The organism is Achromobacter aegrifaciens (genome assembly GCF_902859735.1).
Taxonomy (GTDB): Bacteria; Pseudomonadota; Gammaproteobacteria; order Burkholderiales; family Burkholderiaceae_B; genus Achromobacter; species Achromobacter aegrifaciens.
Genome location: NZ_CADIJY010000006.1, coordinates 265,581 through 291,285, shown reverse-complemented (window position 1 = coordinate 291,285; position 25,705 = coordinate 265,581). Strand labels below are relative to the sequence as shown.

At 66.4% G+C, this 25,705-nt stretch carries 27 protein-coding genes and 1 pseudogene; 15 read left to right on the top strand and 13 right to left on the bottom strand.

What is annotated here, in order from left to right; genetic code table 11:
• A pseudogene (locus HV766_RS19895) lies at positions 1–224 on the top strand (hypothetical protein); the annotation flags it as partial.
• Positions 225–312: 88 nt separating this feature from the next.
• On the opposite strand, the gene HV766_RS19890 reads toward HV766_RS19895, so the two are convergent.
• Positions 313–1,185: an EamA family transporter gene (locus tag HV766_RS19890; RefSeq protein ID WP_054450952.1), complete on the bottom strand. Its 873-nt coding sequence runs from the start codon at positions 1,183–1,185 to the stop codon at positions 313–315.
• A 298-nt stretch (positions 1,186–1,483) separates the two neighbouring features.
• Between HV766_RS19890 and rplS the strand changes: the two genes are divergently transcribed.
• Complete coding sequence (rplS, locus tag HV766_RS19885) at positions 1,484–1,864, top strand: 50S ribosomal protein L19 (RefSeq protein ID WP_006218237.1); 381 nt, start codon at positions 1,484–1,486, stop codon at positions 1,862–1,864.
• A 135-nt stretch (positions 1,865–1,999) separates the two neighbouring features.
• Positions 2,000–2,731, top strand: coding sequence for a CoA pyrophosphatase (locus HV766_RS19880; protein ID WP_119450892.1), 732 nt, complete (start codon positions 2,000–2,002; stop codon positions 2,729–2,731).
• A 136-nt stretch (positions 2,732–2,867) separates the two neighbouring features.
• Here the strand turns inward: HV766_RS19880 and rsgA are convergent, their stop codons facing one another.
• Positions 2,868–3,773, bottom strand: a complete 906-nt coding sequence (gene rsgA / locus HV766_RS19875) for a ribosome small subunit-dependent GTPase A (RefSeq protein WP_054450957.1) — start codon at positions 3,771–3,773, stop codon at positions 2,868–2,870.
• Complete coding sequence (locus tag HV766_RS19870; protein ID WP_054450959.1) at positions 3,770–5,020, bottom strand: M48 family metallopeptidase; 1,251 nt, start codon at positions 5,018–5,020, stop codon at positions 3,770–3,772. Before HV766_RS19870 ends, rsgA begins: the two co-directional genes overlap by 4 nt.
• 63 nt (positions 5,021–5,083) lie before the next feature.
• Between HV766_RS19870 and orn the strand changes: the two genes are divergently transcribed.
• Together orn and HV766_RS19860 are read left to right on the top strand one after the other, a co-directional pair.
• A complete protein-coding gene (orn, locus tag HV766_RS19865) occupies positions 5,084–5,629 on the top strand; it encodes an oligoribonuclease (RefSeq protein WP_042792554.1) in 546 nt (181 codons plus the stop codon).
• 13 nt (positions 5,630–5,642) lie between these two features.
• Complete coding sequence (locus HV766_RS19860) at positions 5,643–6,617, top strand: sigma-54 interaction domain-containing protein (protein WP_054450961.1); 975 nt, start codon at positions 5,643–5,645, stop codon at positions 6,615–6,617.
• Between the two features lie 3 nt (positions 6,618–6,620).
• Here HV766_RS19860 and HV766_RS19855 read toward each other — a convergent pair whose 3' ends face one another.
• The 3 genes from HV766_RS19855 to HV766_RS19845 all read right to left on the bottom strand — a co-directional run bounded on the left by HV766_RS19855 (position 6,621) and on the right by HV766_RS19845 (position 9,343).
• Positions 6,621–7,571 carry a tripartite tricarboxylate transporter substrate-binding protein gene (locus HV766_RS19855; protein WP_254593340.1) on the bottom strand — a complete coding sequence of 317 codons (951 nt, stop codon included), beginning with the start codon at positions 7,569–7,571 and terminating at the stop codon, positions 6,621–6,623.
• A gap of 71 nt (positions 7,572–7,642) precedes the next feature.
• On the bottom strand, positions 7,643–7,969 hold the full coding sequence (locus HV766_RS19850) for a DUF4387 domain-containing protein (RefSeq protein ID WP_013392433.1): 327 nt from the start codon (positions 7,967–7,969) through the stop codon (positions 7,643–7,645).
• A gap of 12 nt (positions 7,970–7,981) precedes the next feature.
• A complete protein-coding gene (locus tag HV766_RS19845) occupies positions 7,982–9,343 on the bottom strand; it encodes an acyclic terpene utilization AtuA family protein (protein WP_054450963.1) in 1,362 nt (453 codons plus the stop codon).
• 180 nt (positions 9,344–9,523) lie between these two features.
• Here HV766_RS19845 and HV766_RS19840 point away from each other — a divergent pair, with 180 nt between their 5' ends.
• Positions 9,524–10,150 carry an NAD(P)H-hydrate epimerase gene (locus HV766_RS19840; RefSeq protein ID WP_175181718.1) on the top strand — a complete coding sequence of 209 codons (627 nt, stop codon included), beginning with the start codon at positions 9,524–9,526 and terminating at the stop codon, positions 10,148–10,150.
• 28 nt (positions 10,151–10,178) lie between these two features.
• Here the strand turns inward: HV766_RS19840 and paaX are convergent, their stop codons facing one another.
• Positions 10,179–11,108, bottom strand: coding sequence for a phenylacetic acid degradation operon negative regulatory protein PaaX (gene paaX / locus HV766_RS19835; protein ID WP_175181717.1), 930 nt, complete (start codon positions 11,106–11,108; stop codon positions 10,179–10,181).
• A 173-nt stretch (positions 11,109–11,281) separates the two neighbouring features.
• Here paaX and paaA point away from each other — a divergent pair, with 173 nt between their 5' ends.
• The 9 genes from paaA to paaK all read left to right on the top strand — a co-directional run bounded on the left by paaA (position 11,282) and on the right by paaK (position 19,438).
• Positions 11,282–12,271: a 1,2-phenylacetyl-CoA epoxidase subunit PaaA gene (gene paaA / locus HV766_RS19830; protein ID WP_054450966.1), complete on the top strand. Its 990-nt coding sequence runs from the start codon at positions 11,282–11,284 to the stop codon at positions 12,269–12,271.
• 83 nt (positions 12,272–12,354) lie between these two features.
• Complete coding sequence (paaB, locus tag HV766_RS19825; RefSeq protein WP_006388300.1) at positions 12,355–12,639, top strand: 1,2-phenylacetyl-CoA epoxidase subunit PaaB; 285 nt, start codon at positions 12,355–12,357, stop codon at positions 12,637–12,639.
• 15 nt (positions 12,640–12,654) lie between these two features.
• Entirely contained in the window at positions 12,655–13,419 is a 765-nt protein-coding gene (gene paaC / locus HV766_RS19820) for a 1,2-phenylacetyl-CoA epoxidase subunit PaaC (protein ID WP_119450888.1), read from the top strand.
• Positions 13,416–13,922 carry a 1,2-phenylacetyl-CoA epoxidase subunit PaaD gene (gene paaD / locus HV766_RS19815; RefSeq protein ID WP_175181716.1) on the top strand — a complete coding sequence of 169 codons (507 nt, stop codon included), beginning with the start codon at positions 13,416–13,418 and terminating at the stop codon, positions 13,920–13,922. The genes paaC and paaD overlap by 4 nt, the downstream gene beginning before the upstream one ends.
• 13 nt (positions 13,923–13,935) lie before the next feature.
• Complete coding sequence (gene paaE / locus HV766_RS19810; RefSeq protein ID WP_054450969.1) at positions 13,936–15,024, top strand: 1,2-phenylacetyl-CoA epoxidase subunit PaaE; 1,089 nt, start codon at positions 13,936–13,938, stop codon at positions 15,022–15,024.
• A 48-nt stretch (positions 15,025–15,072) separates the two neighbouring features.
• The gene (gene paaN, locus HV766_RS19805) at positions 15,073–16,737 is read left to right on the top strand and encodes a phenylacetic acid degradation protein PaaN (RefSeq protein WP_054450970.1); all 1,665 of its coding nucleotides are present in this window, start codon (positions 15,073–15,075) and stop codon (positions 16,735–16,737) included.
• A gap of 14 nt (positions 16,738–16,751) precedes the next feature.
• The gene (paaG, locus tag HV766_RS19800; protein WP_119450887.1) at positions 16,752–17,540 is read left to right on the top strand and encodes a 2-(1,2-epoxy-1,2-dihydrophenyl)acetyl-CoA isomerase PaaG; all 789 of its coding nucleotides are present in this window, start codon (positions 16,752–16,754) and stop codon (positions 17,538–17,540) included.
• A 2-nt stretch (positions 17,541–17,542) separates the two neighbouring features.
• Positions 17,543–18,013, top strand: coding sequence for a hydroxyphenylacetyl-CoA thioesterase PaaI (gene paaI / locus HV766_RS19795; RefSeq protein ID WP_054450972.1), 471 nt, complete (start codon positions 17,543–17,545; stop codon positions 18,011–18,013).
• A gap of 111 nt (positions 18,014–18,124) precedes the next feature.
• Positions 18,125–19,438: a phenylacetate--CoA ligase PaaK gene (gene paaK, locus HV766_RS19790; protein ID WP_054450973.1), complete on the top strand. Its 1,314-nt coding sequence runs from the start codon at positions 18,125–18,127 to the stop codon at positions 19,436–19,438.
• Between the two features lie 33 nt (positions 19,439–19,471).
• On the opposite strand, the gene HV766_RS19785 is transcribed toward paaK, so the two are convergent.
• From HV766_RS19785 to radC, 6 genes are all read right to left on the bottom strand, one after another.
• Positions 19,472–20,872: an MATE family efflux transporter gene (locus HV766_RS19785; RefSeq protein WP_119450886.1), complete on the bottom strand. Its 1,401-nt coding sequence runs from the start codon at positions 20,870–20,872 to the stop codon at positions 19,472–19,474.
• The gene (locus HV766_RS19780; RefSeq protein WP_054450975.1) at positions 20,869–22,599 is read right to left on the bottom strand and encodes an ArnT family glycosyltransferase; all 1,731 of its coding nucleotides are present in this window, start codon (positions 22,597–22,599) and stop codon (positions 20,869–20,871) included. Before HV766_RS19780 ends, HV766_RS19785 begins: the two co-directional genes overlap by 4 nt.
• A gap of 123 nt (positions 22,600–22,722) precedes the next feature.
• On the bottom strand, positions 22,723–22,989 hold the full coding sequence (locus tag HV766_RS19775) for a type B 50S ribosomal protein L31 (protein WP_054450976.1): 267 nt from the start codon (positions 22,987–22,989) through the stop codon (positions 22,723–22,725).
• Positions 22,990–23,248: 259 nt separating this feature from the next.
• The gene (gene kynA / locus HV766_RS19770) at positions 23,249–24,097 is read right to left on the bottom strand and encodes a tryptophan 2,3-dioxygenase (RefSeq protein WP_054450977.1); all 849 of its coding nucleotides are present in this window, start codon (positions 24,095–24,097) and stop codon (positions 23,249–23,251) included.
• A 179-nt stretch (positions 24,098–24,276) separates the two neighbouring features.
• Complete coding sequence (gene kynB / locus HV766_RS19765) at positions 24,277–24,903, bottom strand: arylformamidase (RefSeq protein ID WP_054450978.1); 627 nt, start codon at positions 24,901–24,903, stop codon at positions 24,277–24,279.
• Positions 24,904–24,985: 82 nt separating this feature from the next.
• Positions 24,986–25,663 carry a RadC family protein gene (gene radC, locus HV766_RS19760; RefSeq protein ID WP_175163872.1) on the bottom strand — a complete coding sequence of 226 codons (678 nt, stop codon included), beginning with the start codon at positions 25,661–25,663 and terminating at the stop codon, positions 24,986–24,988.
• Positions 25,664–25,705: the final 42 nt, after the last annotated feature.

Genomic DNA, 25,705 nt, shown 5'->3' with positions numbered 1-25,705 from the left:
CAGGCCCAGCCGTCGCCGCGCCGATGCCTGCGCCCGCAGCACCGGTCGAGGCCGCGGTTGCCGCCGCGCCTGCCGCGCGCGAGCGCAGCCTGGGTAACGCCACGGTGGAACCCGTGACGGCTCAAGTGACCATGAAGGCCATGGTGATAGATGTGGTGATGGTGCTGGCCTGGGGCGCGATCATTCCTGGCCTGATGTGGCTGGGCGCGGCCGCCGGATTCTGAACGGTCGGATGCCCGGCGGTAGCCGGCAGGCAAGGCGTAACCGGTACGCGCCAGCCCCGCCAGCCGGAACTGCCCGGAGCAGGGTTCGTCAGCTTGAACCCAGCAGAACGACGCCCGCCAGGATGGCCAGGCAGCCAGCCAGCCGGCCCGGTCCGACTTTTTCGCGCAGCAGGAACATGCCGGCCAGGGTGCCCAGCATCATGGACATTTCCCGGGCAGGGGCTACCAGGCTCAGCGGCGCGCCGTTGCGCAGCGCGTACAGCACCAGGATGTAGCCCAGCGGCGACAAGAGGCCCACGGCCAGCGCCAGATGCCAGTGCCCGCGCATGGCCTCCCAGGACTGGGGGCGGCGGCGCAGCATGTGGGGGGCCATCATGGTCGTGCGGGTCACGCAGGTAAACCAGTCGAACAGCACGGGGCTGATCAGCAGCACCTTCACGCCGTAGGCGTCGACGACGGTATAGGCCGCGATGAACAGGCCGATCACCACGCCCCAGCGCACGCCCACCCAGGCCTGGGCCTGCTTGAAAATGGCCAGGCGGCCCTGGGTTGCGATCAGCAGCACCCCGCCCACTACGCAAAGCATGCCGATGATGCCGGTGCTGGTGGCGGGTTCGCCCAGCAGCAGAAAGGCGCCGGTGGTGGACAGCAGCGGCCCGGTGCCCCGTGCGATGGGGTAGACCACAGACAGGTCGGCCACCTGGTACCCGCGTTGCAGGCACAGGCTGTAGCCCAGATGCAACAGGCTGGAAGTCAGGATGGCGCCGACCACGGGCCAGGTCCAGGTCATGCCGTCGTGCAACAGCACCCAGATGACCCACGGCGCATACAGTACCGAGGCGCACAGGCCATAGGCGAAGACGAAGGGAGCGCCCACCATGGCCGCGCGCTTGGCGAGCAGATTCCACGTGGCGTGGGCCATTGCCGCCAGGACGACCAATATCAGGGACGAATACGACATGAAGGAACAGCGCCAGATGACGTGTTTGTTACAGAAGACGGAAGGGTACTCCAAACCGCGAGAACCGGGGCCATGTTACCTGATGCCCGGAGCGATTTTTGGTGTAGAATCATTGGTTTGCCAAATCTCATCCTCTGCTTGCGGCACATGCAACGGGAGCTGGCCTTAGCGTCAGTTGGCCGTGCAACACGCGATGGATGCGGGCTTGTGCTTATAGCGCAATCCTGCAGAAGCCACGTGAACAACATCGAACGGCAAAAGTTTTAGTCCGCAAAGACATGATGATCTAGGAGTTCTCATGAACCTTATCGCTATCCTGGAACAGGAAGAAATTGCCCGCCTGACCGGCGGTCAAGCCAAGCCTGAATTTGCTCCTGGTGACACCGTCATCGTGAGCGTGAACGTCGTTGAAGGCACCCGCAAGCGCGTGCAGGCTTTCGAAGGCGTCGTGATCGCCAAGCGCAACCGCGGCCTGAACTCCGCGTTCACCGTGCGCAAGATTTCGTCGGGTGAAGCCGTGGAACGTACGTTCCAGCTGTACTCGCCGCAAATCGCCGGCATCGAAGTCAAGCGCCGCGGCGACGTGCGCCGCGCCAAGCTGTACTACCTGCGCAACCGCTCGGGCAAGTCGGCGCGTATCAAGGAAAAGCTGGTCAGCAAGCAAGCCTCGGCGGCTTGATCGCTTATCGGCACACGGCCCTACCAGTGTCGGACGCTCACGCCATCCAGCGTTTTCGTTCGGCACGGGTTTCCGGGTTAAAAAGGCACCTGCGAGGGTGCCTTTTTCTTTTTGCAGAGTCTTTTGCAGAGACGTATGTCTGATTCCTCGTCTTCCCCGCGGCCCCGGCGGCCGCTGGCGCGTCCCGGCTTCGATCCGGCGACGCAACCCTGGGTGGTGGCCAACGCGTCCTTGCCGGCCGTGCCCGCCAGCCTGTTGACCCCGGATTCGTTGCGGGGCACGCTCAGCCAGCCGTCCACCTGGACGCTGGAGCTGTCGCGCGACACCGACCTGCGTTATCCGGGCCGCGAAGGCGTGCCCGTGCCTGCGGCGGTGCTGATTCCGCTGGTAACGCGCGACAACGGCGTGCACATCATGCTGACGCAGCGCGCCGCCCACCTGCATGACCATGCCGGCCAGATCAGCTTTCCGGGCGGGCGCATCGAAACCAGCGACTCCACGCCGGAGGCCGCGGCCTTGCGCGAAGCGCAGGAAGAAACCGGGCTGCCCGCCAACCACGTCGAAGTGCTGGGCAGCATGCCGCCGTATCTGACGGCGACGGGGTTCTCCATCATTCCGGTGGTGTCGCTGGTGCGTCCAGGCTTTGACCTGGCGCCCGACGCCTTCGAGGTGGCGGAAGTATTCGAAGTGCCGTTGTCCTTCCTGATGGATCCCGCCAATCACCGGCTCTATGAGGCCCGCCTGGATGACGGCCGGGTGCGCCAGTACTACGGCATGCCTTACGGCAAGCATTTCATCTGGGGCGCGACAGCCGGCATGTTGCGCAACCTCTACCATCTGCTGCGCCACGGCTTTACGCCCCGTTGATCCCCGCCGCGAGCCGGCCTTGGTTTCCGGCTTTCGCTGCCAATGAATACGGCCCCGTACAGGGGCCGTATTCAATTACGGAACGTCCAGGGGAGTGTGTGTCGGACTTCGCAGCAGGTTCCCATTGGACGACACGCTAGTAGCGCTGCTGTCCCGCCAGGTTTTCTTCCAGGATGCGCTGGTACAAGGCGTAGCGCGCCGGATCGATTGCGCCCGCCTGCAAGGCCGCGACCACGCCGCAGCCGGGTTCCTGGCGGTGGGTGCAGTTGTAGAAACGGCACTCCTCGATGGGCTTGGTGAACTCCGGGAAGCCGCGGATGATGTCCTCACGGCTCAGATGCTGCAGGCCAAAGGCCTGGAAGCCCGGCGAGTCGATCAGGTCGCCGCCCGGCGCGGGCAGGTGATAGAGCCGCGTGCTGGTGGTGGTGTGCTTGCCCATGTCCAGCGCGGTGGAGTGCTCGCGGGTGGGAGCGGCCGCGTCGGGCACCAGGGCGTTGAGCAGCGTGGACTTGCCCATGCCGCTCTGGCCCAGCAGCAGGCTGGTGTGTCCGGCCAGGCGCGGCGCCAGCAGCGTATGCACCTTTTCGGGTTCCAGCGCGCTGAGTTCGATCACGTCCACGCCCAGCGCGGCGATCGGCGCCAGCCGCGCGCGCGCCGCCGGCAGTTCGTCCGCCAGGTCGGTCTTGTTGAGGATGATGATGGGCGCGATATCCGCGCTCCAGGCGCCGGCCAGGGCGCGGCCGGTCAGGTCGTCCGAAAACGTGGGCTGCACGGCGACCACGATCAGCAACTGGTCGACGTTGGAGGCGAACTGCTTGGAACGCATTTCGTCCGAGCGGTACAGCAGATTGCGCCGCGGCAGGATGGCGTCGATGGCGCCTTCGTCCTTGCCCTGGGGGGTGATGCGCACGCGGTCGCCGACGGCGGCGCCTGCCTTCTTGCCGCGCGGGAAGCACTTGCGCAGCGTGCCGTCGGCGAGCTCCACCGTGTAGTGGCGCCCGTGGGCGGCGATGATGCGGCCTTCGTTGGACGGCGCGGTCATGCAGCGGCCGCCGTCAGGTGGCGGATGCGCACGGCGGCGGGGGGATGGCTGTCGTAGAAGGCGGAGTGCACGGGGTCGGGAGTCAAGGTGGCGGCGTTGTCGTCGTAGAGTTTGACCAGCGCGGACACCAGGCGTTCCGGCGAGCTCTGTTCGGCCGCGTAGCGGTCCGCTTCGAACTCGTCGCGGCGCGAGTACCAGCTGGCCACGGGCGTGAGCATGAAAGTGAAGACGGGGATCACCAGGAAGAACAGCAGCAGCGCCATGGCGTCGTTGCGTCCGCCCAGTTGCGGCATGACGCCCAGTCCCACGTAGAACCAGGGCTGTTGCGAGATCCAGCCCAGGATGGCGAAGAAAACCAGCGCGGCGGCGAAGCTGAAGACGATGCGCTTGACGATGTGGCGCTTGGCGAAATGGCCCAGCTCGTGCGCCAGCACGGCTTCGATCTCGTCGCCGTTCAGGCGCGCCAGCAGGGTGTCGAAGAACACGATGCGGCGCGAGCGGCCGAAGCCCGTGAAGTAGGCATTGCCGTGGGCGGAGCGGCGCGAGCCGTCCATCACGAACAGGCCGTTGAGCGCAAAGCCGCAGCGCTGGGCCAGGCGCTGGATGCGGCCGGCCAGCTCCGGGTCGGACAGCGGCGTGAATTTATTGAAGAGCGGGGCGATGAACATCGGGTAGACGATCAATAGCGCCAGGTTGAACGCGGTCCACAGCGCCCAGGCCCACACCCACCAGTAGGCGCCCGCGCTGCCCATCAGCCACAGCACCGCGGCCGCCAGCGGCAGGCCCAGCACCGCCGCGACCAGCAGGCCCTTGGCGGCGTCGGCGATGAACAGGCCAGGCGTCATGCGGTTGAAGCCGAAGCGCGCTTCCAGCTTGAACTGCCGCCACAACGTGAAGGGCAGGCCCAGCACGCCCAGCAACAGCGCCACCACGACCAGCAGCAGCATCTGGCGCAGGAAGTCGTTGCTGGTAATCTGGGCCACCATCAGGTCGATGAGCTGCAGTCCGCCCATCAGGGTCAGGCACACCAGCAGGATGGCGTCGTAGGTGCGTTCCAGCATGCCCAGCTTGACCCGCGCCACGGTGTAGTCCGCCGCCCGCTGGTGGCTGGCCAGCCCGATACGGTGAGAGAATTCGGACGGCACCTGGTCGCGGTTGCGCGCGACATGGCGGATCTGGCGCGTAGCCAGCCACAGGCGCACGGCGATATCGGTCAGCAGGAAGGCAACGAACAGCAATGTGAACATGGGCGATGCGGCGTGCTCAAGTGTGGGTATGTGCGAAAATCGAACGTTTTATAGGCAAATTATATGGCTGTGAACGAAAACCGCCTGGTTTGGCTGGACATGGAAATGACCGGCCTGGACCCCGAGAAAGAACGCATCATCGAAGTCGCCGTGGTGGTGACGGAACCCGACCTGACCGTCGTGGCCGAGGGCCCCGTGCTGGTGGTGCACCAGCCCGACAGCCTGCTCGACGCCATGGACAGCTGGAACAAGTCCACGCACGGCAAGAGCGGCCTGATCGACAAGGTCAAGGCGTCCACGATTTCCGAGGCGCAGGCCGAGGATACGCTGCTGGCGTTTCTGGCGCAGCATGTGCCGGCGGGCAAGTCGCCGCTGTGCGGCAACACCATCAGCCAGGACCGCCGTTTCATGTTTGCTTACATGCCGCGCCTGGAGCAGTTTTTCCACTATCGCAACCTGGACGTGAGCACGCTGAAGGAACTGGCCCGCCGCTGGGCGCCGGCCGTCTACAAGGGATTCGAGAAGAAGAGCCGCCACGAAGCGCTGGCCGACATCTACGAATCGATCGACGAGCTCAAGTACTACCGCGAACACTTCCTGAAGGTATAAGCGGCCCCCGCCCATGCCTGCCGCCCCGTCCGCCTGCGAGCCGCTCATCGGGGATCACCCGTCGATGGCGGCGCTGCGCGATCTGGTCGGCCGGGTCGCCCGCAGCAAGGCCAGCATCGTCCTCATCTACGGCGAAACCGGCACCGGCAAGGGGCTGGTCGCCCGCAACCTGCATGCGCAGTCGGCGCGCGCGGCCAAGGGCTATACCGAGATCAACTGCGCCGCCATCCCGGGCAACCTGCTCGAGTCCGAATTGTTCGGCCATGAACGCGGCGCGTTCACCGGGGCGGTGGCGCGCAAGACCGGCCTGCTCGAAGCCGCCAATGGCGGCAGCGTGTTCCTGGACGAAATCCGCGAGCTGGATCCGGTCATGCAGGCCAAGATCCTGACCTTGCTGGACAGCCGGCGCTTCCGGCGCATCGGTTCCGTCCAGGAGGTTTCAGTCGATGCGCGCTTCATCGCCGCCACCAACAAGATCCTGTTGGGGGAGGTGCAGGCCGGGCGCTTTCGCGACGACCTGTATTACCGCCTGCAGGTGGTGTCGATCAACCTGCCGCCGTTGCGCGAGCGCGGCGATGACGTGATCGTGCTGGCGCAGCGCTTCCTGGAACGCTACAACGCCACCCACGGCAGCCGTTTCACCGTCATCGATCCCGAGGTGCGGCGCATTTTCAAGGCCTACGCCTGGCCGGGCAATGTGCGCGAACTGAGCAATCTGCTGGAGCGCATCTGCATCCTGGAAGACGGCGACACGGTACTGGCGCGACACCTGCCGCAGCGCATCCTGCGCGAAGCGGGCAAGCCCGCGCCGGCGGCCTCGTCTGCCGCCGCCGGCACCTACGCCGAACTGTCCGCGCAGTTCCAGCGCGGCCTGATCCGGGCGGCCTTGCAGGCCCAGGACGGCAACCTGGGGCGCGCCGCCGAGTCCCTGGGGCTCACGCGGCACGCCCTGCGCCACCAGATGCTCAAGCTGGGGCTGGAAGGCTGAGGCCTATTCCGCGCTGATGTTGTGCTTGCGCGCAATGCCTTGCCACAGGGCCAGTTCCTCGCGCACGCGCGTGCCGAATTCGGCGCTGTCCATGCGCGACGGCACGGTGCCGTCCAGGTCCAGCAATGCCTTCATTTCGGGCGAAGCCGAGATATCGACGAGCGCGGCGTTGAGCTTGTCGATATAAGGCTGCGGCGTGCCCGCCGGCGCGAACACACCCACCCAGATCTGCACCGAATATCCCGGCAGCGCCTGCGCGGCCGGCGGCAGGTCGGGGAACGCCGCGGAGGGCGATTGCGCGGTGGTCGCCAGCAGCGTGACCTTCTTGCCCTGCACCACGGGGGCCAGCGTGCTGTAGTTGGACAGCATGACATGGATCAGGCCGCCGGCCAGGTCGGAGGCGGCGTTGGCCGCGCCCTTGTAGGGCACGTGAGTCATCTCCGTGCCGGCCGCGTCGTCCAGCATGACGGTGGCCAGATGCGCCAGCGAACCGACGCCGGCGCTGCCGTAGTTCAGGGCGCCCGGCTTGCTGCGCGCCGCTTCCAGCAGCTGCTTCAACGAGGTATAGGGCGTCTGCGCCGAGGCGGCGATGACCAGCGGCCCCTGTCCTATCATCGCCACCGGCGCGAACTGCTTCAGCGGATCGTAGGGCAGGTGAGGCTGCGTGGCGGCGGTGGTCAGGAAGGTCGACGAGGTCAGGAGCAGCACCGAGCCGTCCTTGGCCGAGCGGGCCACGTACTCGGAACCGATCGCGCCGGCCGCGCCGCCGCGGTTTTCCACGATCACCGTGTTGCCGAAGCGGGCCGCAAGCTGCGGCGCGATCGCGCGGGCGATCGCGTCATTGCTGGCGCCGGCGGTGAACGGCACCACGATCTTGACCTGCTTGGGCACTTCCGTCTGGGCCGCTGCCGCGCCGGCCAGCAAGGATGCCGCCAGGAACAACGTTGTTTGCATTAGCGCTTTCATGATCGATTCTCTAGGAGAGCGGAGGTTGGAGCGGGCGCCGGGTGCGGCGCCCGCGGCGTTCAGTCCGGCATGGGGACGGCGACGTCCAGCAGCGGCGCATATTGCTGCGCGCCGAAGATGTCGCCATCGCCCGCGGACCCGCTGGGAGCCAGCCGGTAGATCGTGAACTTGATGGCCAGGCCGGGATCGTAATGCACGAAGTCCGATATGCGGCTGTCGTCGATGCGGTACAGGGCCGCCATGCTGGCGCGCGTCAGCGCGCCGGAGCGCTTGACCGCCTCGTAGGTCGCCGGCTCGCGGAAGATGATGTCGAAGGTGATCTTGTTCACGCCCGCGTTCTTGCTGCGGATGGTCTTGGCCAGGGTGCTGAGTTTCTGGGTGCTCATGGTCTTGCCGGCTCAGGCGCCAGCCTCGGTGAGGTGGGTCGGGAAGAGTTCGCCGGCGTCTTCCACCGGCAGCGTGTGGTTCAGGGTCCAGCGGTAGGCGGCGCTGGTGCGCACCACCTCGTCCAGCGGGAACGACACCGAACCGGCCGTGCCTTTCACGTCGGGCAGGCGGGCGTAGAACATCTGGCGCAGGCCCGTAAGCGTCAGTTCCTCGGCCATTTCGGCGGTCGGCGCCACGCCCTGGACCATGACGCACAGCTCATGGCCCGGCTGGTCGCGCAGCGGCTCCAGGTCGCCCATGACGCCGTCGCGCCCGTAGACCTTGTAGTGCAGCTCATAGCCCGAGTCGCCGAAGCGTTCGCGCACCTTGTCTCGCGCCCAGGCGATGACGCGGTCGACGTTGGCGATGGTGTAGGGATCGCGTATGCCGCAAAGTCCCATGTAGCGCTCGCCGACCTTGCCGGAGCCTTCCAGCTTTACGCGCACCTGGGCGGCGGGTTCGAAGCGCGAGCCGGTGATGCGGGTGGTCTTTTCGCTCAACTGCTCGTAGCGGCAATCGGCCATGTCCAGCCGGCCGCCTGCGAAGAATTCTTCGTAGGGATTGGAGCGCTCGTACATCGCGTGGCCCGCGACCGACGCGATGGTGCAGCGCTGGTCGGGATGCATGGCCGTGACGCGCACGTCCTCCGCCGAGATCTCGCCCATCACGGTTTCCTTGCCGCCATAGGGTTCGGCGCAGAACGAAGCGCACTCCAGCACCTTGCCCAGGTAATAGGCGCGGTCGGCGTCGTAGCCCCGGTGCAGGGCAGGGGCGGCGAACACGGCGGCATCCGAGCTGCGGCCGCCGATGATCACGTCCGCGCCAGCTTCCAGCAGCTTGATGTAGGGATGCACGCCGGCCACCGCCACGATGCGGTCGCTGGCATCCAGCTCGGCTTCGGTCAGGTCAGCGTAGCCGTCCAGGCCGGCCACCTGCTGGCCCGCGCGCAGCGCGCGGCGCACGCGTTCCTTGTCGACTTCGGAATAGAAGTAGCCGACCTTGAACGGCGCCAGCTTGTGCTCGGCGGCGATCTCCTTGATCAGGCGCACGTACAGGTCGACCCGGCTGTTGGAGCCGGTGTCGCCGGCCGAGCCGATGACCATGGGCACGCCCAGCTTGCGCGCGGCCAGCAGCATCTGTTCCAGGTCGTGGCGCTGCCAGGCTTGCGGGCTGGTGGAGGTGTCGGAGCCCAGCGGCACGGGACCCACGTCGTCGCTGCCCGAGTCGGCGGCGATGCAGTCCGGCCCGGCGGCGACGCCGAGCTGGAAGCTCTCGGTGCGCAAGGGGGCGAATCCTAAGTGCCCGTTCGGGCAGATGATGCTCATGGAACGCATGGGTGTAGTCTCTTCAGTTGAGTCGTCCGGTCTCGCTCGTACCGGCAATGACTACAACGCAAGATGCGTGCCAACTGGCGGGAAGCGTAAAACCCGCGAATTTGCGGGCTTGTCGGCGCGATCTCTTTAAATTTGCCGGTAAATTTTCACGCAATGCGTGAATTTCACACATAAAAAGCGATGCCATCTTCATACTCGGTCGCCCGGATCCGCGACGCCGAACGCCAGGCCTTGGCCGCCGGCAGAAACTTGATGCCCCTGGCGGGGGCCGCTGCGGCCCGTTACGCGGCGGCGCGGCTCGGGCCGGGGGCGAGGGTGCTGGCACTGGCGGGGCCTGGGAACAATGGCGGCGATGCGCTGGAAGCTGCGGCCGGCCTGCGCGCCATGGGACATGACGTGCGGGTGCTGTTGCCGGCGGGGGCGCAGCGCCTGCCGCCGGATGCCGCCCGCGCCTATGCCGGCTGGCTGGCCGCGGGTGGTGAAACCTGGTCGGAACTGGAACCGGGCTTCGCGCCGGAATTGGTCATAGACGGCCTGTTCGGCATCGGCTTGAATCGCCCGCTGGGCGCGGATTGGCAGGCGCTGGTGGACACGGTCAACGCCTGGAGCGTGCCGGTACTGGCGCTGGACGTGCCCAGCGGCATAGACGCGGACAGCGGCGAGGCCCTGGGGCGGCCCATCCGGGCGCGCTGGACGCTGTCTTTCATCGGCCGGGCCAGGGGGCTGGAACGGCCAGGCCCGGGACGCGACGCCTGCGGCGTGTCGGAAGTGGACACGCTGGGCGTGACCATCGAGCCGGCGGCCTGATCCGAAAGGCAGGTCTTGGCGTCTTGGCCTAGGCGGGCTTGCCGCCGAAGCGCGAGGCGATGTCGGCCGCCAGCGGCGCGTAGCGCTCGTTGTCGCGGCCGGCCAGTGCATCCAGATGCGCTTCCGACGCGTCGAACACGTGCCAGTAGATGCGGCCGCAGATCTCGCGGGCGGCATGGCCGGGCCAGTCGTCAGGGAGCATGGGGCCCGGCAGTTGCGGATCGTGCAGCACGATCCGGCGCCAGCTGTGCAGCAGCATGACCCGCACGATGAACGCATCGGCGGGGGCGGGCGGGGTTTCCAGCAGCTTTTCCAGCGGGCCGAAATTCTTCGCGAACTGGCGGTACTGCTCGGCCAGCTCGTCCAGGTTCCAGCATTGCGAGGCCAGGCTGGCTATCGGCAGACCGCCTGCGCCGGCCAGGTCGCGCGCCGACAGTACCAGCGCGCGGTCGGGGATGCCCAGCTTTTCCAGGATGTCGTGCGCGGCGCTTGCCTCGGTGTGCGGATGCGCGAACAGCCCGGGCGCGATCATGCCGAAGCCTTCCCAGACCAGTTCCCGGCGCAACTCGGCGCGCTCGGCCAGTCCGTTGCCGGTGCGCGGCAGGGCGACCAGCGTCCATTCGCCGTTCCATTCCAGGGGCGGACCGACATAGATGCGCTGCGAGGCGTGCGCGGTGTGGCGCAGGCCCTGCTCGGAGATCAGGTAGAGGCTGCGCCGTCCGTGGCGTTCGGATTGCAGCCAGTTCTGGGCCACCAGGCGGAACACGCTGGTGCGCAGCAGCCGTTCATTGATGCCCAGCGGGGCCAGCAGCTCGATCAGATCGCCCAGCCAGATGGCGCCGCCGTGCGGCGCCAATGCGTCCCCGAGCAGGCTGACGCAGAGCGATTTCGCGCGCGGCGGATCGTTCTTGATCAGGCGTGACAGAAAGCGGTCCAGGGGCGACTGAGGGTTTGCCATTAGAGGGGGCCAGAGTGGCCGATATCGGGATCCGCAATATGATACATAAATCCAATGTGATACAGATTTGAGTTTGACAATGAATTTTTTGTATTAAATAATCCGCCTATGACATGACGGCACTGCGGAACGTTTGCTTTGCGTTTTCGCAAACCGTCTTCAAGGAGACAGACATGTACGCTCAACTCGTCGAAACCGGCGTCAAGCAGGTCAAGACCGCGGACCAGCTCGAAGGCCGGGAACAGACGTTCCAGCGCCGGATCGACGACGGCGTCCGCATCGAGGCCAAGGACTGGATGCCGGACGCCTACCGCAAGACGCTCGTGCGCCAGATTTCCCAGCACGCGCACTCCGAAATCGTCGGCATGCTGCCCGAAGGCAACTGGATCACCCGCGCGCCTTCGCTCAAGCGCAAGGCCATCCTGCTGGCCAAGGTCCAGGACGAAGCCGGCCACGGACTCTACCTGTACAGCGCCGCGGAAACCCTGGGCGTGTCACGCGACGACCTGATCGACGACCTGCATGCCGGCCGCGCCAAGTACTCCAGCATCTTCAATTACCCCACGCTCAGCTGGGCCGACATCGGCATGATCGGCTGGCTGGTCGACGGCTCGGCCATCATCAACCAGATCCCGCTGTGCCGCTGTTCCTACGGCCCCTATGCGCGGGCCATGGTGCGCGTCTGTAAGGAAGAGTCCTTCCACCAGCGCCAGGGCTACGACCTGCTGATGCAGATGTGCCTGCACGGCACGCCCGAGCAGAAGGCCATGGTGCAGGACTCGCTGAACCGCTGGTGGTGGCCCGCGCTGATGATGTTCGGCCCGTCCGATGCCGACTCGCCCAACAGCGCCCAGTCCATGGCCTGGAAGATCAAGCTCTTCTCCAACGACGAACTGCGCCAGAAGATGGTGGACCAGACCGTGCCGCAGGCCGAATACCTGGGCCTGAAGGTGCCGGATCCCGAGCTCAAGTGGAACGCCGAACGCGGCCACTATGACTTCGGCGAGATCGACTGGTCCGAGTTCTACGCGGTGCTCAAGGGCAACGGCCCCTGCAACCGCGAACGCTTGGCCGCGCGCGTCAAGGCGCACGAGGACGGCGCCTGGGTGCGCGATGCGCTAGTCGCCTACGCCGACAAGCAGGCCGAGCGCAAGGTAGCTTGAGCCCGCGAGCGGGCTCCACTCTTCTTCACCACCATTGCAAACCGGAGCGCGCCGCGCGCGCCCGGCATTCAAGGACATCCATCATGAGCAAAGACTGGCCCCTGTGGGAAGTGTTCATCCGCAGCCAGCACGGCCTGGCGCACAAGCACGTCGGCAGCCTGCACGCGCCCGACGCCGAAATGGCGATCAACCACGCCCGCGACGTCTACACGCGCCGCAACGAAGGCCTGAGCATCTGGGTGGTGCGCGCCTCCGATATTTCGGCCAGCAGCCCCGGCGACAAGGATCCGCTGTTCGAACCGGCCAACAGCAAGGTCTACCGGCATCCCACGTTCTTCCCGATGCCCGAAGAAATCAAGCACATGTAAGACGGCGGGGGAGACATGGACAAGACTCTGTTTGAATACCTGCTGCGCCTGGGCGATTCCTCGCTCATCCTGTCGCAGCGGCTCGGCGCCTGGACCGGCCACGGCCCGATCCTGGAAGAAGACCTGGCGTTGACCAACACCGCGCTCGACCTGCTGGGCCAGGCCCGCATGTGGCTGACGCTGGCCGGCGAAGTCGAAGGCGCCGGCCGCGACGAAGACGCACTGGCCTATTTGCGCGATGCGCACCAGTTCCATAACGCGTTGCTGGTTGAACGCCCCAACGGCAACTACGCCGACACCATGGCGCGCCAGTTCCTGTTCGACGTCTGGCACTATTTCCTGCTGCAGCGCCTGGAAAAGTCCAGCGACGAACGCGTCGCCGGCATTGCGGCCAAGGCCATCAAGGAAGTGACCTACCACGTGCGGCGTTCGTCGGACATGGTGGTGCGCCTGGGCGACGGCACGGCGGAAAGCCATGCCAAGATGCAGGCCGCCATCGATGATGCCTGGCGTTTCACCGGTGAGTTGTTCGCCGACGACGCCGTCGACCTGGACGTCGCCGCCCGCGGCATCGGCTGTGAACTGTCGGCCCTGCGCCAGCCCTGGCTGGCCCATGTGCGCGAAGTCCTGGAAGAAGCCACCCTGACGGTGCCCGACGAAGCCGCCGCCAGCCATCTGGCATACCGTGGCGGACGCCAGGGCAAGCACACCGAGGAACTGGGCTACGTGCTCGCCGAAATGCAGTTCCTGCCGCGCGCCTACCCGGGAGCCACCTGGTGAACGCGCTGGCGCCCGTTTCCGCCGACCAGGTCTACGCCTGGCTGCAGGAGGTCCCCGACCCGGAGATCCCCGTGCTGTCCGTGGTGGATCTGGGCGTGGTGCGGGACGTGTCCTGGGACGGCGAGGCCTGTGTCGTGGTCATCACGCCCACATACTCCGGCTGTCCGGCCATGCGCGAGATCACGCAGGATATCCAGCAGACGCTGGCCCGCCACGGCGTCGCCGAGGTCCGCGTGGAAACCCGCCTGGCGCCGGCCTGGACCACCGACTGGATGAGCGAGAAGGGACGCGAGGCGCTCAAGGGCTACGGCATCGCCGCGCCCGCCGAACGCGCCGTCGACATCTCGGGCATCAGCCGGCGCGCGGTCGGCCCCGCCATCGCCTGCCCGCGCTGCGGCTCGAAAGACACGCGCCTGGTCAGCAACTTCGGGTCTACGTCGTGCAAGGCGCTGTATCGTTGCGTGTCTTGCCGCGAGCCCTTCGATTATTTCAAGACTCACTGAGAGCGGTTTCGCAATGAGCCAGAACCAATTCCATTCCTTGACGGTGGCTTCGGTGGCGCGCAACACGCGCGACGCCGTGGTCGTGACCTTCGACCTGCCCGAGACGCTGGCGCAAGAGTTCGCCTTCCTGCCGGGCCAGTACCTGACGCTGCGCACCGAGCTCAACGGCCAGGAGCAGCGCCGCTCCTATTCCATCTGTTCCGCGCCCCACGACAAGCTGCTGCGCGTGGCCATCAAGAAGGTGGACGAGGGCGTTTTCTCCAGCTGGGCCAACCATGAACTGCAGCCCGGCCAGACCCTGGAAGTCATGGCGCCGGCCGGCAACTTCACCGTCGATTTTTCCCCCGAGAACAAGCGCCACTATGTGGCGTTTGCCGTAGGCAGCGGCATCACGCCGGTGTTCTCCCTGGTCAAGACCGCGCTGTCGACCGAGCCCGACAGCAAGTTCACGCTGTTCTTCGGCAACCGCGCTTCGTCCGCGGTGCTGTTCCGCGAAGAGATCGAGGACCTGAAGAACCTCTATATGGAGCGTTTCTCGCTGGTCTACATCATGAGCCGCGAGACCCAGGACATCGAACTCTTCAACGGCCGCCTGGACGGCGACAAGGTCGACCAGCTGATGTCGGCCTGGATGAGCCCCGAGGATATCGATTACGCTTTTGTCTGTGGTCCGCAGACCATGACCGAAAGCGTGGTCGAGCGGCTGCAGGCCCGCGGCATTCCGAAGTCGAACATCAAGTTCGAACTCTTCGGCGCGCCCAAGGGGCCGCGCGCATTGCGCACCGGCCAGGACGCCCGCCAGGCGCCCGGCAAGGGCCAGTGCGAGGTGACCGTGGTGCAGGACGGCCACAGCCGTATGTTCGTGATTGAAAAGAATAAAGACAGCGTGCTGGATTCGGCGCTGGCGCAAGGTATCGAACTGCCGTATTCGTGCAAGGGCGGGGTGTGTTCCACCTGCCGCTGCAAGGTCATCGAAGGCGAGGTGGACATGGACGCCAACTTCGCCCTGGAAGACTACGAAGTGGCGCGCGGATTCATCCTGAGCTGCCAGAGCTTTCCGGTCAGCGACCGCCTGGTCATCGACTTCGACCAGGAAACCTGACCCGGCCCGCGCCAGGCAGATAAAACCATATCCATTTGGAGAGACGCAGTGTCCCAACAATTCTTCGAACGCCATCAGCCCCTGCTGGAACAAGCCATGGCCGCCGCCTCCCTGCGCGGCTACTGGAGCCCCTTTGCCGAGTCGCCCAGCCCCCGCAACTATGGCGAAACCGCCAACGACGACGGCCGCGCGGCTTTTGAGGCGCTGCAAGGCAAGCCTTTCCCGCTGAACCTGCACGACGCCGACGGTACCGTCGGCGGCGAAAAATCGCCGTTCGGCTTCGACTTGGGCATCACCTATCCGCACGTGCCCGCCGACAAGCTGATCGCCGCCTCCAAGCGCGCGCTGGAAGACTGGCGCCGCGCCGGCCCGCGCGCCTGGGTGGGCGTGTCGCTGGAAATCCTGGCGCGCCTGAACAAGCGCAGCTTCGAGATCGCCTACGCGGTCCAGCACACCACCGGCCAGGGCTTCATGATGGCCTTCCAGGCCGGCGGCCCGCACGCGCAGGACCGCGGCTTCGAAGCCGTGACCTACGCCTGGCAGGAAATGTCGCGCATCCCCGGCGTGGCCGTCTGGGAAAAGCCGCAAGGCAAGAATGACCCGATCCGCATGGAAAAGCAGTTCACCGTGGTGCCGCGAGGCGTGGCGCTGGTGATCGGCTGCTCCACCTTCCCGACCTGGAACGGCTACCCCGGCCTGTTCGCCAGCCTGGCTACCGGCAACACCGTCATCGTCAAGCCGCACCCCGGCGCGATCCTGCCCCTGGCCATCACCGTGAAGGTGGCGCGCGAAGTTCTGCAGGAAGCGGGCTTCGACCCGGACGTCGTCCTGCTGGCCGCGCACGCTGCCGGCGATGACACCGCGCAGAAGCTGGCGCTGGACCCGGCGGTCAAGATCGTCGACTTCACCGGCAGCACCGCCAACGGCGACTGGCTGGAGAACAACGCCCGCCAGGCGCTGGTCTACACCGAGAAGGCCGGCGTCAACCAGGTCATCATCGATTCCACCGACGACCTCAAGGGCGTGGCCCGCAACCTGGCGTTCTCGCTGGCCCTGTACTCGGGCCAGATGTGCACCGCGCCGCAGAACATCTACGTGCCGCGCGACGGCATCCAGACGCCGGAAGGCCGCGTCAGCTTCGACGAGGTCGCTGCTGCCCTGGGCGCCGCGGTCGAGAAGGTCGGCGCCGATGCGGCCAAGGCCGTCGAGCTGACCGGCGCGATCCAGAATGAAGGCATCGTCGAGCGCATCGAGAAGGCCCGCGCGCTGGGCCTGCCGGTGGTGGCCGACAGCAAGGCGCTGACGCACCCGCAGTTCGAGAACGCCCGCGTCCGCACGCCGCTGCTGCTGCGCACGGAAGCTGGCAACGCCGCCATCAGCCAGGAATGGTTCGGCCCGATCGCCTTCGTGGTGGCTACCGATTCCACCACCCACAGCATCCAGCTGGCGCGTGACAGCGTCATCAAGCATGGCGCGTTGTCGCTGTCGGCCTACACCACCAGCGACGCCGTCGCCGACCAGGTGCAGGACGCGGCTGAAGTCTCGGGCGTGTCGCTGTCGCTGAACCTGACGGGCGGCGTGTTCGTCAACCAGACCGCCGCTTTCAGCGACTTCCACGGCACCGGCGCCAACCCGGCCGCCAACGCCGCGCTGTCGGATTCGGCCTTCGTGTCCAACCGCTTCCGCGTGGTGCAAACCCGCCGTCATGTCTGAACGGGGGCGATGACATGAGCTACCAGGATATCCAATTCGACCTGTCCGGCGGCATCGCGCGCCTGACGCTGAACCGTCCAGACAAGCTGAACAGCTTCACCGCCAACATGCACGGCGAAGTGGCCGACGCGTTGACGCGCGTGGAGACCGAGGGCGCGCGTGTGCTGCTGCTGACGGGAGCCGGCCGCGGCTTCTGCGCCGGCCAGGACCTGAGCGAGCGCAAGCCCGCCGCCGACGGCACGCCGCCCGATCTCGGCGAAACCGTCGACAAGTTCTACGGGCCGCTGGTGCGCCGCGTCAACGCCTTGCCCATGCCCGTCGTGGTGGGCGTGAACGGCGTGGCGGCCGGCGCAGGCGCCAACCTGGCGTTTGCGGGCGACATCGTCATCGCCAAGGCTTCGGCAACGTTCATCCAGTCGTTCTGCCGCCTCGGGCTGATCCCCGACACGGGCGGCACCTTTGTGCTGCCGCGTCTGGTCGGCCGTGCCCGCGCCATGGGCCTGGCCATGCTGGGCGACAAGCTCAGCGCCAAGCAGGCCGAAGAGTGGGGCCTGATCTGGCAATGCGTGGCGGACGAGGAATTCGATGCCACGCTGGAACGCCTGGCGCAGCACTTCGCCAAGGCGCCGACCAAGGGCCTGGCGTACACCAAGCGGGCCATGCAGGCCAGCCTGGGCAATGACCTGTCCACGCAGCTGGACCTTGAGCGCGACATGATGCGCGAACTCGGCCGCAGCGCAGACTACGCGGAAGGCGTGGCCGCCTTCCTCGGCAAGCGCGAACCGCAATTCAAGGGGCAATAAGAATGAACGCACACGTTCCCGCGGTCGAAGTGCCGGCCGATCCCCAGGAGCTGGCGCAGGCCGTCGGCACCGTCATGTTTGCGGGCGATGCGGCCTCGCAGGGCCTGGACATGAAAGTCGAGGAAATGGCGCCGGGCTACGCGCGGCTGACCATGCGCGTGCGCGCCGACATGCTGAACGGCCACAAGACCTGCCACGGCGGATTCATCTTCGCCCTGGCGGACAGCGCCTTCGCCTTTTCGTGCAATTCGCGCAACGTCAGCACCGTGGCCTCGGGCTGCACCATCGACTATCTGGCCCCGGGCTTCGAAGGCGATCTGCTGACCGCCGTGGCGCAGGAGCGTTCGCTGGCCGGCCGCACCGGCGTCTATGACGTCACCGTCACCAACCAGGAAGGACGCAACGTGGCGCTGTTCCGCGGCCGTTCCTACCGCATCAAGGGCCAGATCGTCGGCGTCCCCGCGGACGCTTGAGGCAGCCAGCCAACCAAAGCTATACGGCCGCGGGCCGCGCCGCGAGCGGGCAGGGCATACGCCCGCCGCGATCCGGCCCCGCGCAGAGAGAATTTCAGGAGAGAGATAACCATGTCCAACACCATGAGCAAGCCGGGGCTGGACCCCATCGAGCATGCCAGCCAGGATGAGCTGCGCGCGCTGCAGCTCGAGCGCCTGAAGTGGTCGCTCAAGCATGCCTACGACAATGTGCCGCACTACAAGAAGGCTTTCGATGAAGCCGGCGTGCATCCCGACGATCTGAAGCAGCTGTCCGATATCTCGAAGTTCCCCTTCACCACGAAGAAGGAACTGCGCGAGAACTATCCTTTCGGCATGTTCGCCGTGCCGCGCGAGCGCATCTCGCGCATCCACGCATCCAGCGGCACCACCGGCAAGCCGACGGTCGTGGGCTACACCAAGGGCGACCTGGACAACTGGGCCAACCTGGTGGCGCGCTCGATCCGCGCGGCGGGCGGCAAGCCCGGCGACACGGTGCACGTGGCCTACGGCTACGGCCTGTTCACGGGCGGCCTGGGCGCGCATTACGGCGCGGAACGCCTGGGCTGCACGGTCATCCCGATGTCGGGCGGACAGACCGAAAAGCAGGTGCAGTTGATCAACGATTTCCGTCCGGACATCATCATGGTCACGCCCTCCTACTTCTGCAATATTCTGGAGGAACAGCGCCGCCAGGGGATTGATCCGCGTCAAAGTTCGCTGCGCATCGGCATCTTCGGCGCCGAACCCTGGACCGGGCAGATGCGCGCCGACATCGAGGCCGAAGCCGGCATCGACGCCGTGGACATCTATGGCCTGTCCGAAGTGATGGGGCCTGGCGTTGCCAGCGAATGCGTCGAGACCAAGGACGGTCCGGTGGTCTGGGAAGACCATTTCTACGCGGAAATCATCAATCCCGACACGGGCGAGCCCGTGGCCGACGGCGAGCCGGGCGAACTGGTGTTCACCTCGCTGACCAAGGAAGCGATGCCCATCATCCGCTACCGCACCCGCGACCTGACGCGCCTGCTGCCGCCCACCGCGCGCAGCATGCGGCGCATCGGCAAGATCACTGGCCGCAGCGACGATATGCTGATCGTGCGCGGCGTGAACATGTTCCCGACCCAGGTCGAGGAACTGGTCCTGAAGATCGCCCAGCTGGCGCCGCATTACCAGTTGGTGCTGTCGCGCACCGGCAATATGGACGAGCTGGAAATCCTGACCGAACTGCGCGCCGAATTTTCCACCCTGTCGGATGCCGAGCGCGCGAACCTGGGCAAGCAGCTCCAGCATGCCGTGAAGACGCACATAGGCGTGAGCGCGCGCATCCAGGTGTCGGATTCCGGGCACGTGGAACGCACGCTGACCGGCAAGGCTCGCCGCGTGATCGACAAGCGGCCGAAATAAGGTCCAAAAAAAGCAGCCGCAAGGCTGCTTTTTTTACTTGATCGTCCCGCGCACGATGCGCCGGTACCAATAGTGCAGCAAGGCCGCCGACAGTCCCAGGCCGACCATGGCCATCAGCCACATGCTGCCCGCGCCCTGGGGGGAGCCAGGGACCAGGATGGCGCGCACGCCGTCCAGGCCACCGCGGCCCGGGCCGAAACCGAACCACCAGCCGCCGACCAGGCCCACGCCCGCCAGCGCCACCACCTGCAGCAGCAGCGGCACCACCGCGACCTTGTAGGCGCGCAGCAGGTAGGAGTTGATGCACTGCATCGAGTCGAACAGGTGGAACAGGGGCAGGACGGCCAGCAGCGTGGTCGCCACCGCGGCCACCTCCGGATTGTCGGTATAGGCGGCCAGGATCAGCGGACGGCCAGCCAGCAGCACCGCCGCCGTCAGCAGGGCGCCCAGGATGCCCAGCGTCAGGCCGGCCATGCCGGTGCGATGCGCATGGGCGAGGTTGCCCGCGCCGATGGCCTGCGCGGTCAGGGCTGCCGTGGCGACGCCCAGCGCCATGGGCATCATGTAGCAGAGCGCGGCCAGGTTGGACATGATCTGATGGCCGCCGGTCACGTAAGTGCCTTCGCGCGCCACCAGCAGGGCCATGAAAGTGAAGGCCGACACTTCGACCAGGTAGGAACCGCCCATGGGGATGCCCAGGCGCAGCAGTTCCTTGAGCGTCTTCCAGTCGGGCTTGCCGACGTGCAGCTTGAAGCGGCGGTAGTAGCGGTCGTGGGTGATGACCCACAAGCCGAGGCCCAGGCTCATCCACGACACCACGGCGGTTGCCAGTCCGGCGCCGGTGGCGCCCATGGCGGGCAATCCCAGCTTGCCGTAGATGAACAGCCAGTTGAAGAAGGCCTTGAAGACTATGGCCGTCAGGTTGATCGCCATGACCAGCTTGGGCCGCGAAACCGACGTGCCCAACGCGTAGATGGTGCGGAACACCAGCGCGGCGGGCAGGGCCAGCACCAGGGCCTGCAGATACGAGCCGATGCGTTCGCGCACGCCGGGAGCGACCTCGCCGGACATGGACAGCCACATGTTGGGGAACAGCATCAGCACGGCGCCCACCACGGACAATCCCAGCGCCAGCCAGACGCCCTGGCCCCAACTGCGGCCGACCTCAAGATTGTTGCCTGCGCCGAAGTGCTGGGCCAGGATGGGGATCAGGGCGTGCACCACGCCCATCAGTCCGACGAAGATGGTGATGTAGATCGACGCGGACAGCGCCATTGCCGCCAGGTCGGCGGCGCTGGAATGGCCGGTCATGGCGGTGTCGAGCACGCCGAAGGAGATGCCGGCCCATTGGCTGACCAGCACCGGCCAGGCCTGCCTGGCGATGCCGCGCAGGGTGGCGCCGAAACTCATCGGCGCGGCGGGCGCGGGCGTCATCGGGGGGCGCCGACTCGGAGCAGGCGGAAGACTTCCTGGCGGTCGGCGCGCCGGCCGCCTTGCCACAGCACCTCGGCGCCGTCGCTGTAGGCGGCGGTGTTGTCCCGCAAGCTCTGGTTGCTGGTCTGCTGCAGCACCAGCGTGCACTTGGAGTCGAACGTGAACGTGAGGTTATTGAAGATCAGGAACGAGGCGCGCTGCCCGCTGCCCAGGCTAAGCCCGCGCACGCACTCGCCGGGGCGCACGTTCTGCTGCAGCGCCTGGGCCAACTGGCCCGACACGGTGCGGTAGCTGCGGGCGTAGTCCACGGCGGGTTGCCACAGCAGCACCAGCAGGATCCAGGTCACCGTCAGGCCGCCGGCCGACAGCACCGTGCCGCGCCACAGCGCCTGCGGCCGCACCCGCAGCCGCCACACCACCAGCGCGATCCAGCCCACGGTGAAACCCACGGCCAGCGCGAACGCGACCCAGGAGATCTCGGGTTGGTAGCCGGTGGTCTGGCGGGCGATATTGCGGGAAATCTGCGCCGGCCAACCGAAGTGCAGGGCAACCCAGCCCAGCCAGACCGTGATGGCCGTCAGCGAAAAGCACATGACGGCGAACCAGTCCAGCGTGTTGACCACGCCGCGGCGCAGCGTGGGCAGCGAGAACGCGCCCAGCACCGCGCAGGGCACGGCCAGCAGCACGTACTCGGAATCCGAGGCTTCTTCCAGGCCGAACAGCACGACCGCCGAGCACACCAGCAGGACCAGCGGCAGCCAGATGTGCGGCGCGTAGAGCCAGGCGCGCCAGCGCCAGATGGCCAGCAGGGCCAGCGGCCAGGTCGGCCACAGGTACCAGGGCAGGTCGCGCAGGGTGCGCCCGATGTCATGCCAGGGCGGCACGGCGAAGGACGACAGGTTCCAGGTCTTCCAGTTGCGGATCCAGTATTCGCTGCTGTGGCTGGCGGGTATCCACCAAGCCAGAATCAGGACGGCGGCCAGCAGCGCGGCCCACGGCAGCCAGCGCCGGCATTTCCACAGTCGGCTGCGGGGGTAGAACGCCAGGGCTGCGCCCACCATGATGGGGATGGCGCCGACCCAGCCGCGGGTCAGGAAACTGGCCGCCAGTGCGATGCCCAGGGTGGTGCTGCCGGTGAATGGCCGGTCTATGCTGCGCGCCAGCGAATAGAAGGCAAGCGCCTGCCAAGCCATGATGGCGGGCACCACGGTGGTTTCGTGGGTGCGCTGCAGGATGCCGACCGTGGCCAGCAGCAACAACAGCGCGGCGTCCGCCAGCATGCGTCCGTAGTCGCGCGGTTCGGGTTCGCCGCCGAAGGGCAGGGCCAGCGGTTGCGCCTCGGCGCGGCGGCCCAGCAGATAGGTGCCGTACCAGACGCTGGTGGCGGTGATGCCGAACCACAGCAGATTGGGCAGGCGGCCGGCGGTGATGTCGCCGATGTAGGGGCCGAACAGCCAGATGCAGATCGCGCCCACCCAGGTGATCAGGGGACCTTCCTCGGCGTGCGCCAGGTGTCCCACCTGCGGCAGCAACCAGGTGATGCCGCCTTCGCGGATCGCCGTGATCATGGTCGCCAGTCCCACGGCATCGTCTGTTTTCCACGGGTCGCGCATGAACAGGCCGGCCACGATATAGGCCAGCGACAAGCCCAGCAGAATCAGTCTGGGCAGTTTCGCGGTAGCCACGGACGTGAGCCGGGCTGGAGTGGAAATGGAAAGTGGGGACACGGGCGTTAATGTAACCGAGTGGTCTGGTTGCGCTAGTACCCAGCGTCAGAATCGGACGGCCAGGGAGAAAAAAAAGCAGCCCGGAGGCTGCCTTTTCGCTGCGGCTCCCGGGGGAGCGACAGATCAGGAAGCGGACTTGACCGTGCCTGCGGTGCGGGCGAAGCGGGCGCGGAACTTTTCCACGCGGCCGGTTTCGACGATGCGCGTCTGGGCGCCCGTGTAGAACGGATGCGATTCGGAGGTCACGTCGCACTTGAAGAGCGGGTACGTCTTGCCATCCAGTTCGATGCTTTCGCGCGTCTGGACGGTCGAACGGGTGATGAACTTGTTGCCCGTTTGCAGGTCGGCGAAGACGACTTCGCGGTATTCGGGGTGAATGCCTTCTTTCATGGTGCTTTCCTAGGGCTCTGTCGAGCCTTGCAAGTTGTTAGGGTCGCCAGCCGGGTGTCCGGTGTCCCGCCTGCCTGGCGAACCCGCCGATATGCGGATCGGGTTTGCCCAGCGGCCGGATACTCGTTGACTGTTCCAGCCACGTATCCAAAAAGTAACCCCAAATTCTAGCATGGGAATTTTGGCCAGGCCAAGAGGAAAGGAGGCCCCGCTCAGGGGCGCCCCTTGGCCAAAAATTGGGGCCAGATAAATTCGGCGCTTAAAGATCCGTGCGCAGCTTCCAGATCTCGGGGAACAGCACCACTTCCAGCATGCGCCGCAGGTAGTCCACGCCCGACGTGCCCCCGGTGCCGCGCTTGAAGCCGATGACCCGTTCGACCGTCGTGACGTGGCGGAAGCGCCACAGGCGGAACGCGTCTTCCAGGTCGGTCAGCTTTTCTCCCAACTGGTACAGGTCCCAGTAGCGGTCGGGCTGGCGGTAGACCGTCAGCCAGGCAGCTTCCACGCCAGCCGACGATTGGTAGGGTTGGGTCCAGTCGCGTTCGAGGTGATCGGCCGGCACGTCCAGGCCGTGGCGCGCCAGCAGCCGCAGCGCCTCGTCGTACAGCGACGGGGCTTCGTAGGCGCTGCGCACCTGGGCCAGCAGGTCCTCGCGGTGCGCATGCGGCTTTAGCATGGCCGCGTTCTTGTTGCCGAGCAGGAATTCGACCTGGCGGTACTGATAACTCTGGAATCCGCTGGAACGCGCCAGATAGGGACGCAGCGCCGAATACTCGGGCGGCGTCATGGTCGCCAGCACGTCCCAGGCATGGACCAGCTGTTCCATGATCTTGCTGACGCGGGCCAGCATCTTGAAGGCGGGCTGCAAGCGGTCGGCTGCCACATTGGCGATGGCGGCGCGCAGTTCGTGCAGCATCAGCTTCATCCAGAGTTCGCTGGTCTGGTGCTGGATGATGAAGAGCATCTCGTTGTGCTCGGGCGACAGCGGATGCTGCGCGCCCAGCAGTTCGTCCAGATGCAGGTAATCGCCATAGGTCATGTCGCGCGTGAAATCCAGCTGCGCTTTTTCCTGGCGGACGATGTCTTCGGGGCGTTCGGAGTGGCTCATGCGCGGCCTCCCTTGCAGGGCGGGGCGGCGCGGCGCGCCGAGGCGGGCAGGGCGCGCCACGAGGGCGCGTGGGGGCGGGCGCAGGCAAGCGCCGCATGCAAATCGGAATGGTCTTTCATGGTCGTGCTTCCAGAACCGGCGGCCGACTTCGGATCGGCCGCCATGGCCAGCGGACCAGCCTACAGTTCGCGCAGGACGGCGCGAACCGGGCTGGCATCGGCCTGGACCAGCGCCAACGGCAGTGCGATCAACTCGTAATCGCCTTCCGGCACATCGTCGAGCACCAGGTTCTCCAGTACCCGCATGTCGTGCCGCAAGATCGTGTGGTGGCTGTCCAGGGTCTTGCTGGACGCGGGGTCGATGCTGGCCGTATCCAGGCCGATCAGCATGACGCCGCGTTCGGCCAGCCATTCGATGGTCTGGGGCGCGTAGGCGGAGAAATCGTCGGTCCACCAGTCCTGCGCGGCATGCTTGGCGGTGCGGACCAGCACGCGCGGCGGCAGGTTCAGGGCCGCATGGGCCAGGTGGTCCACCGTGATGAGGGGGCCGCAATCGATGGCGTGGATGACGCGACAGGGACCCAGGAATGGTTCCAGTGATACGGCCCCGATGGCTGCGGCGCCGTTCTGGTAGTGCAGGGGAGCGTCAGCGTGCGCGCCGATATGCGGCGACATGGTGATTTCGCTGACATTCACCGGACAGCCGGGCGCAAGCGACCATTTCCATTGCTGGCGGTACGGCGTGTCGCCAGGAAAGACTGGCGATGCGGTGGACACGGGCGGGGAAATGTCCCACAAGCGTTTCATGTCAGGCGGGGGGATCGAGAGATGCGTTAAGCCTAAAGCAATTGCGGGCGCTAGTCTAACGAATTCCGGCGCGGGCCGCAGCCTACAGGCCGCCGAGTTCGGCCATGGACACGACCGTGCCGGCAGCCACGATCAGGTGGTCCACCAGCCGGATGTCCACCAGCGCGAGCGCCTGCTTCAGGTGCTGGGTGAATATGCGGTCCGCGGCGCTGGGCTCGGCCAGGCCGGACGGATGGTTGTGGGCGATGATCAGGGCGGCCGCGTGATGGCGCAGGGCTTCGCGCACGACCTCGCGGGGATAGACCGATGCCTGCGACAGGGTGCCGCGCGCCAGCTCGCCCGTGGCGATCAGGCGCAGGCGGTTGTCCAGGTAGAGCGCAATGCAGTGTTCCACCTGCCGGTGCCCCAGCGCCATCTTGCAATATTGTTTTACCGGCAGCGGGTGATCCAGATTGCTGTTGCGGGCCAGATCTTCCTCGATGGCGCGGCGGGCCAGTTCCAGCAGGGCGGCCAGCATGCACGCCTTGGAAACCCCCAGGCCGGGAATCGCGGTCAGTTCCTCGGGCGTCGCGCCCAGCAGGCCTCGCAGGCCGCCAAATCGGGTCAGGAGCCGGCTGCCCAATTCAACCACGTCCAGGCCGGGAATACCGGTGCGCAGGGCGATGGCGAGCAGTTCCGAGTCCTGGAGCGCAGCGGCGCCGTGGCGCAGCAACCGCTCCCTGGGGCGCTCGTGTTTGGGCAGCCGGTCGGACAATTTCATAAGAGGCTCTAAAATCAAGGTTTACTCAATTGCATATACGGT

Excerpts from the sequence above, each read along its gene's own strand:
- HV766_RS19840 (WP_175181718.1), top strand. The coding sequence starts at position 9,524 with ATGCCATCTTCATACTCGGTCGCCCGGATCCGCGACGCCGAACGCCAG.
- HV766_RS19890 (WP_054450952.1), bottom strand. The coding sequence starts at position 1,185 with ATGTCGTATTCGTCCCTGATATTGGTCGTCCTGGCGGCAATGGCCCAC.
- HV766_RS19775 (WP_054450976.1), bottom strand. The coding sequence starts at position 22,989 with ATGAAAGAAGGCATTCACCCCGAATACCGCGAAGTCGTCTTCGCCGAC.
- paaE (WP_054450969.1), top strand. The coding sequence starts at position 13,936 with ATGAGCCAGAACCAATTCCATTCCTTGACGGTGGCTTCGGTGGCGCGC.
- kynB (WP_054450978.1), bottom strand. The coding sequence starts at position 24,903 with ATGAAACGCTTGTGGGACATTTCCCCGCCCGTGTCCACCGCATCGCCA.
- HV766_RS19845 (WP_054450963.1), bottom strand. The coding sequence starts at position 9,343 with ATGCGTTCCATGAGCATCATCTGCCCGAACGGGCACTTAGGATTCGCC.
- paaX (WP_175181717.1), bottom strand. The coding sequence starts at position 11,108 with ATGGCAAACCCTCAGTCGCCCCTGGACCGCTTTCTGTCACGCCTGATC.
- HV766_RS19785 (WP_119450886.1), bottom strand. The coding sequence starts at position 20,872 with ATGACGCCCGCGCCCGCCGCGCCGATGAGTTTCGGCGCCACCCTGCGC.
- HV766_RS19850 (WP_013392433.1), bottom strand. The coding sequence starts at position 7,969 with ATGAGCACCCAGAAACTCAGCACCCTGGCCAAGACCATCCGCAGCAAG.
- paaC (WP_119450888.1), top strand. The coding sequence starts at position 12,655 with ATGGACAAGACTCTGTTTGAATACCTGCTGCGCCTGGGCGATTCCTCG.
- paaK (WP_054450973.1), top strand. The coding sequence starts at position 18,125 with ATGTCCAACACCATGAGCAAGCCGGGGCTGGACCCCATCGAGCATGCC.
- kynA (WP_054450977.1), bottom strand. The coding sequence starts at position 24,097 with ATGAGCCACTCCGAACGCCCCGAAGACATCGTCCGCCAGGAAAAAGCG.
- HV766_RS19860 (WP_054450961.1), top strand. The coding sequence starts at position 5,643 with ATGCCTGCCGCCCCGTCCGCCTGCGAGCCGCTCATCGGGGATCACCCG.
- rplS (WP_006218237.1), top strand. The coding sequence starts at position 1,484 with ATGAACCTTATCGCTATCCTGGAACAGGAAGAAATTGCCCGCCTGACC.
- paaB (WP_006388300.1), top strand. The coding sequence starts at position 12,355 with ATGAGCAAAGACTGGCCCCTGTGGGAAGTGTTCATCCGCAGCCAGCAC.
- paaA (WP_054450966.1), top strand. The coding sequence starts at position 11,282 with ATGTACGCTCAACTCGTCGAAACCGGCGTCAAGCAGGTCAAGACCGCG.
- HV766_RS19870 (WP_054450959.1), bottom strand. The coding sequence starts at position 5,020 with ATGTTCACATTGCTGTTCGTTGCCTTCCTGCTGACCGATATCGCCGTG.
- HV766_RS19855 (WP_254593340.1), bottom strand. The coding sequence starts at position 7,571 with ATGCAAACAACGTTGTTCCTGGCGGCATCCTTGCTGGCCGGCGCGGCA.
- paaG (WP_119450887.1), top strand. The coding sequence starts at position 16,752 with ATGAGCTACCAGGATATCCAATTCGACCTGTCCGGCGGCATCGCGCGC.
- radC (WP_175163872.1), bottom strand. The coding sequence starts at position 25,663 with ATGAAATTGTCCGACCGGCTGCCCAAACACGAGCGCCCCAGGGAGCGG.
- orn (WP_042792554.1), top strand. The coding sequence starts at position 5,084 with ATGGCTGTGAACGAAAACCGCCTGGTTTGGCTGGACATGGAAATGACC.
- rsgA (WP_054450957.1), bottom strand. The coding sequence starts at position 3,773 with ATGACCGCGCCGTCCAACGAAGGCCGCATCATCGCCGCCCACGGGCGC.
- paaI (WP_054450972.1), top strand. The coding sequence starts at position 17,543 with ATGAACGCACACGTTCCCGCGGTCGAAGTGCCGGCCGATCCCCAGGAG.
- HV766_RS19880 (WP_119450892.1), top strand. The coding sequence starts at position 2,000 with ATGTCTGATTCCTCGTCTTCCCCGCGGCCCCGGCGGCCGCTGGCGCGT.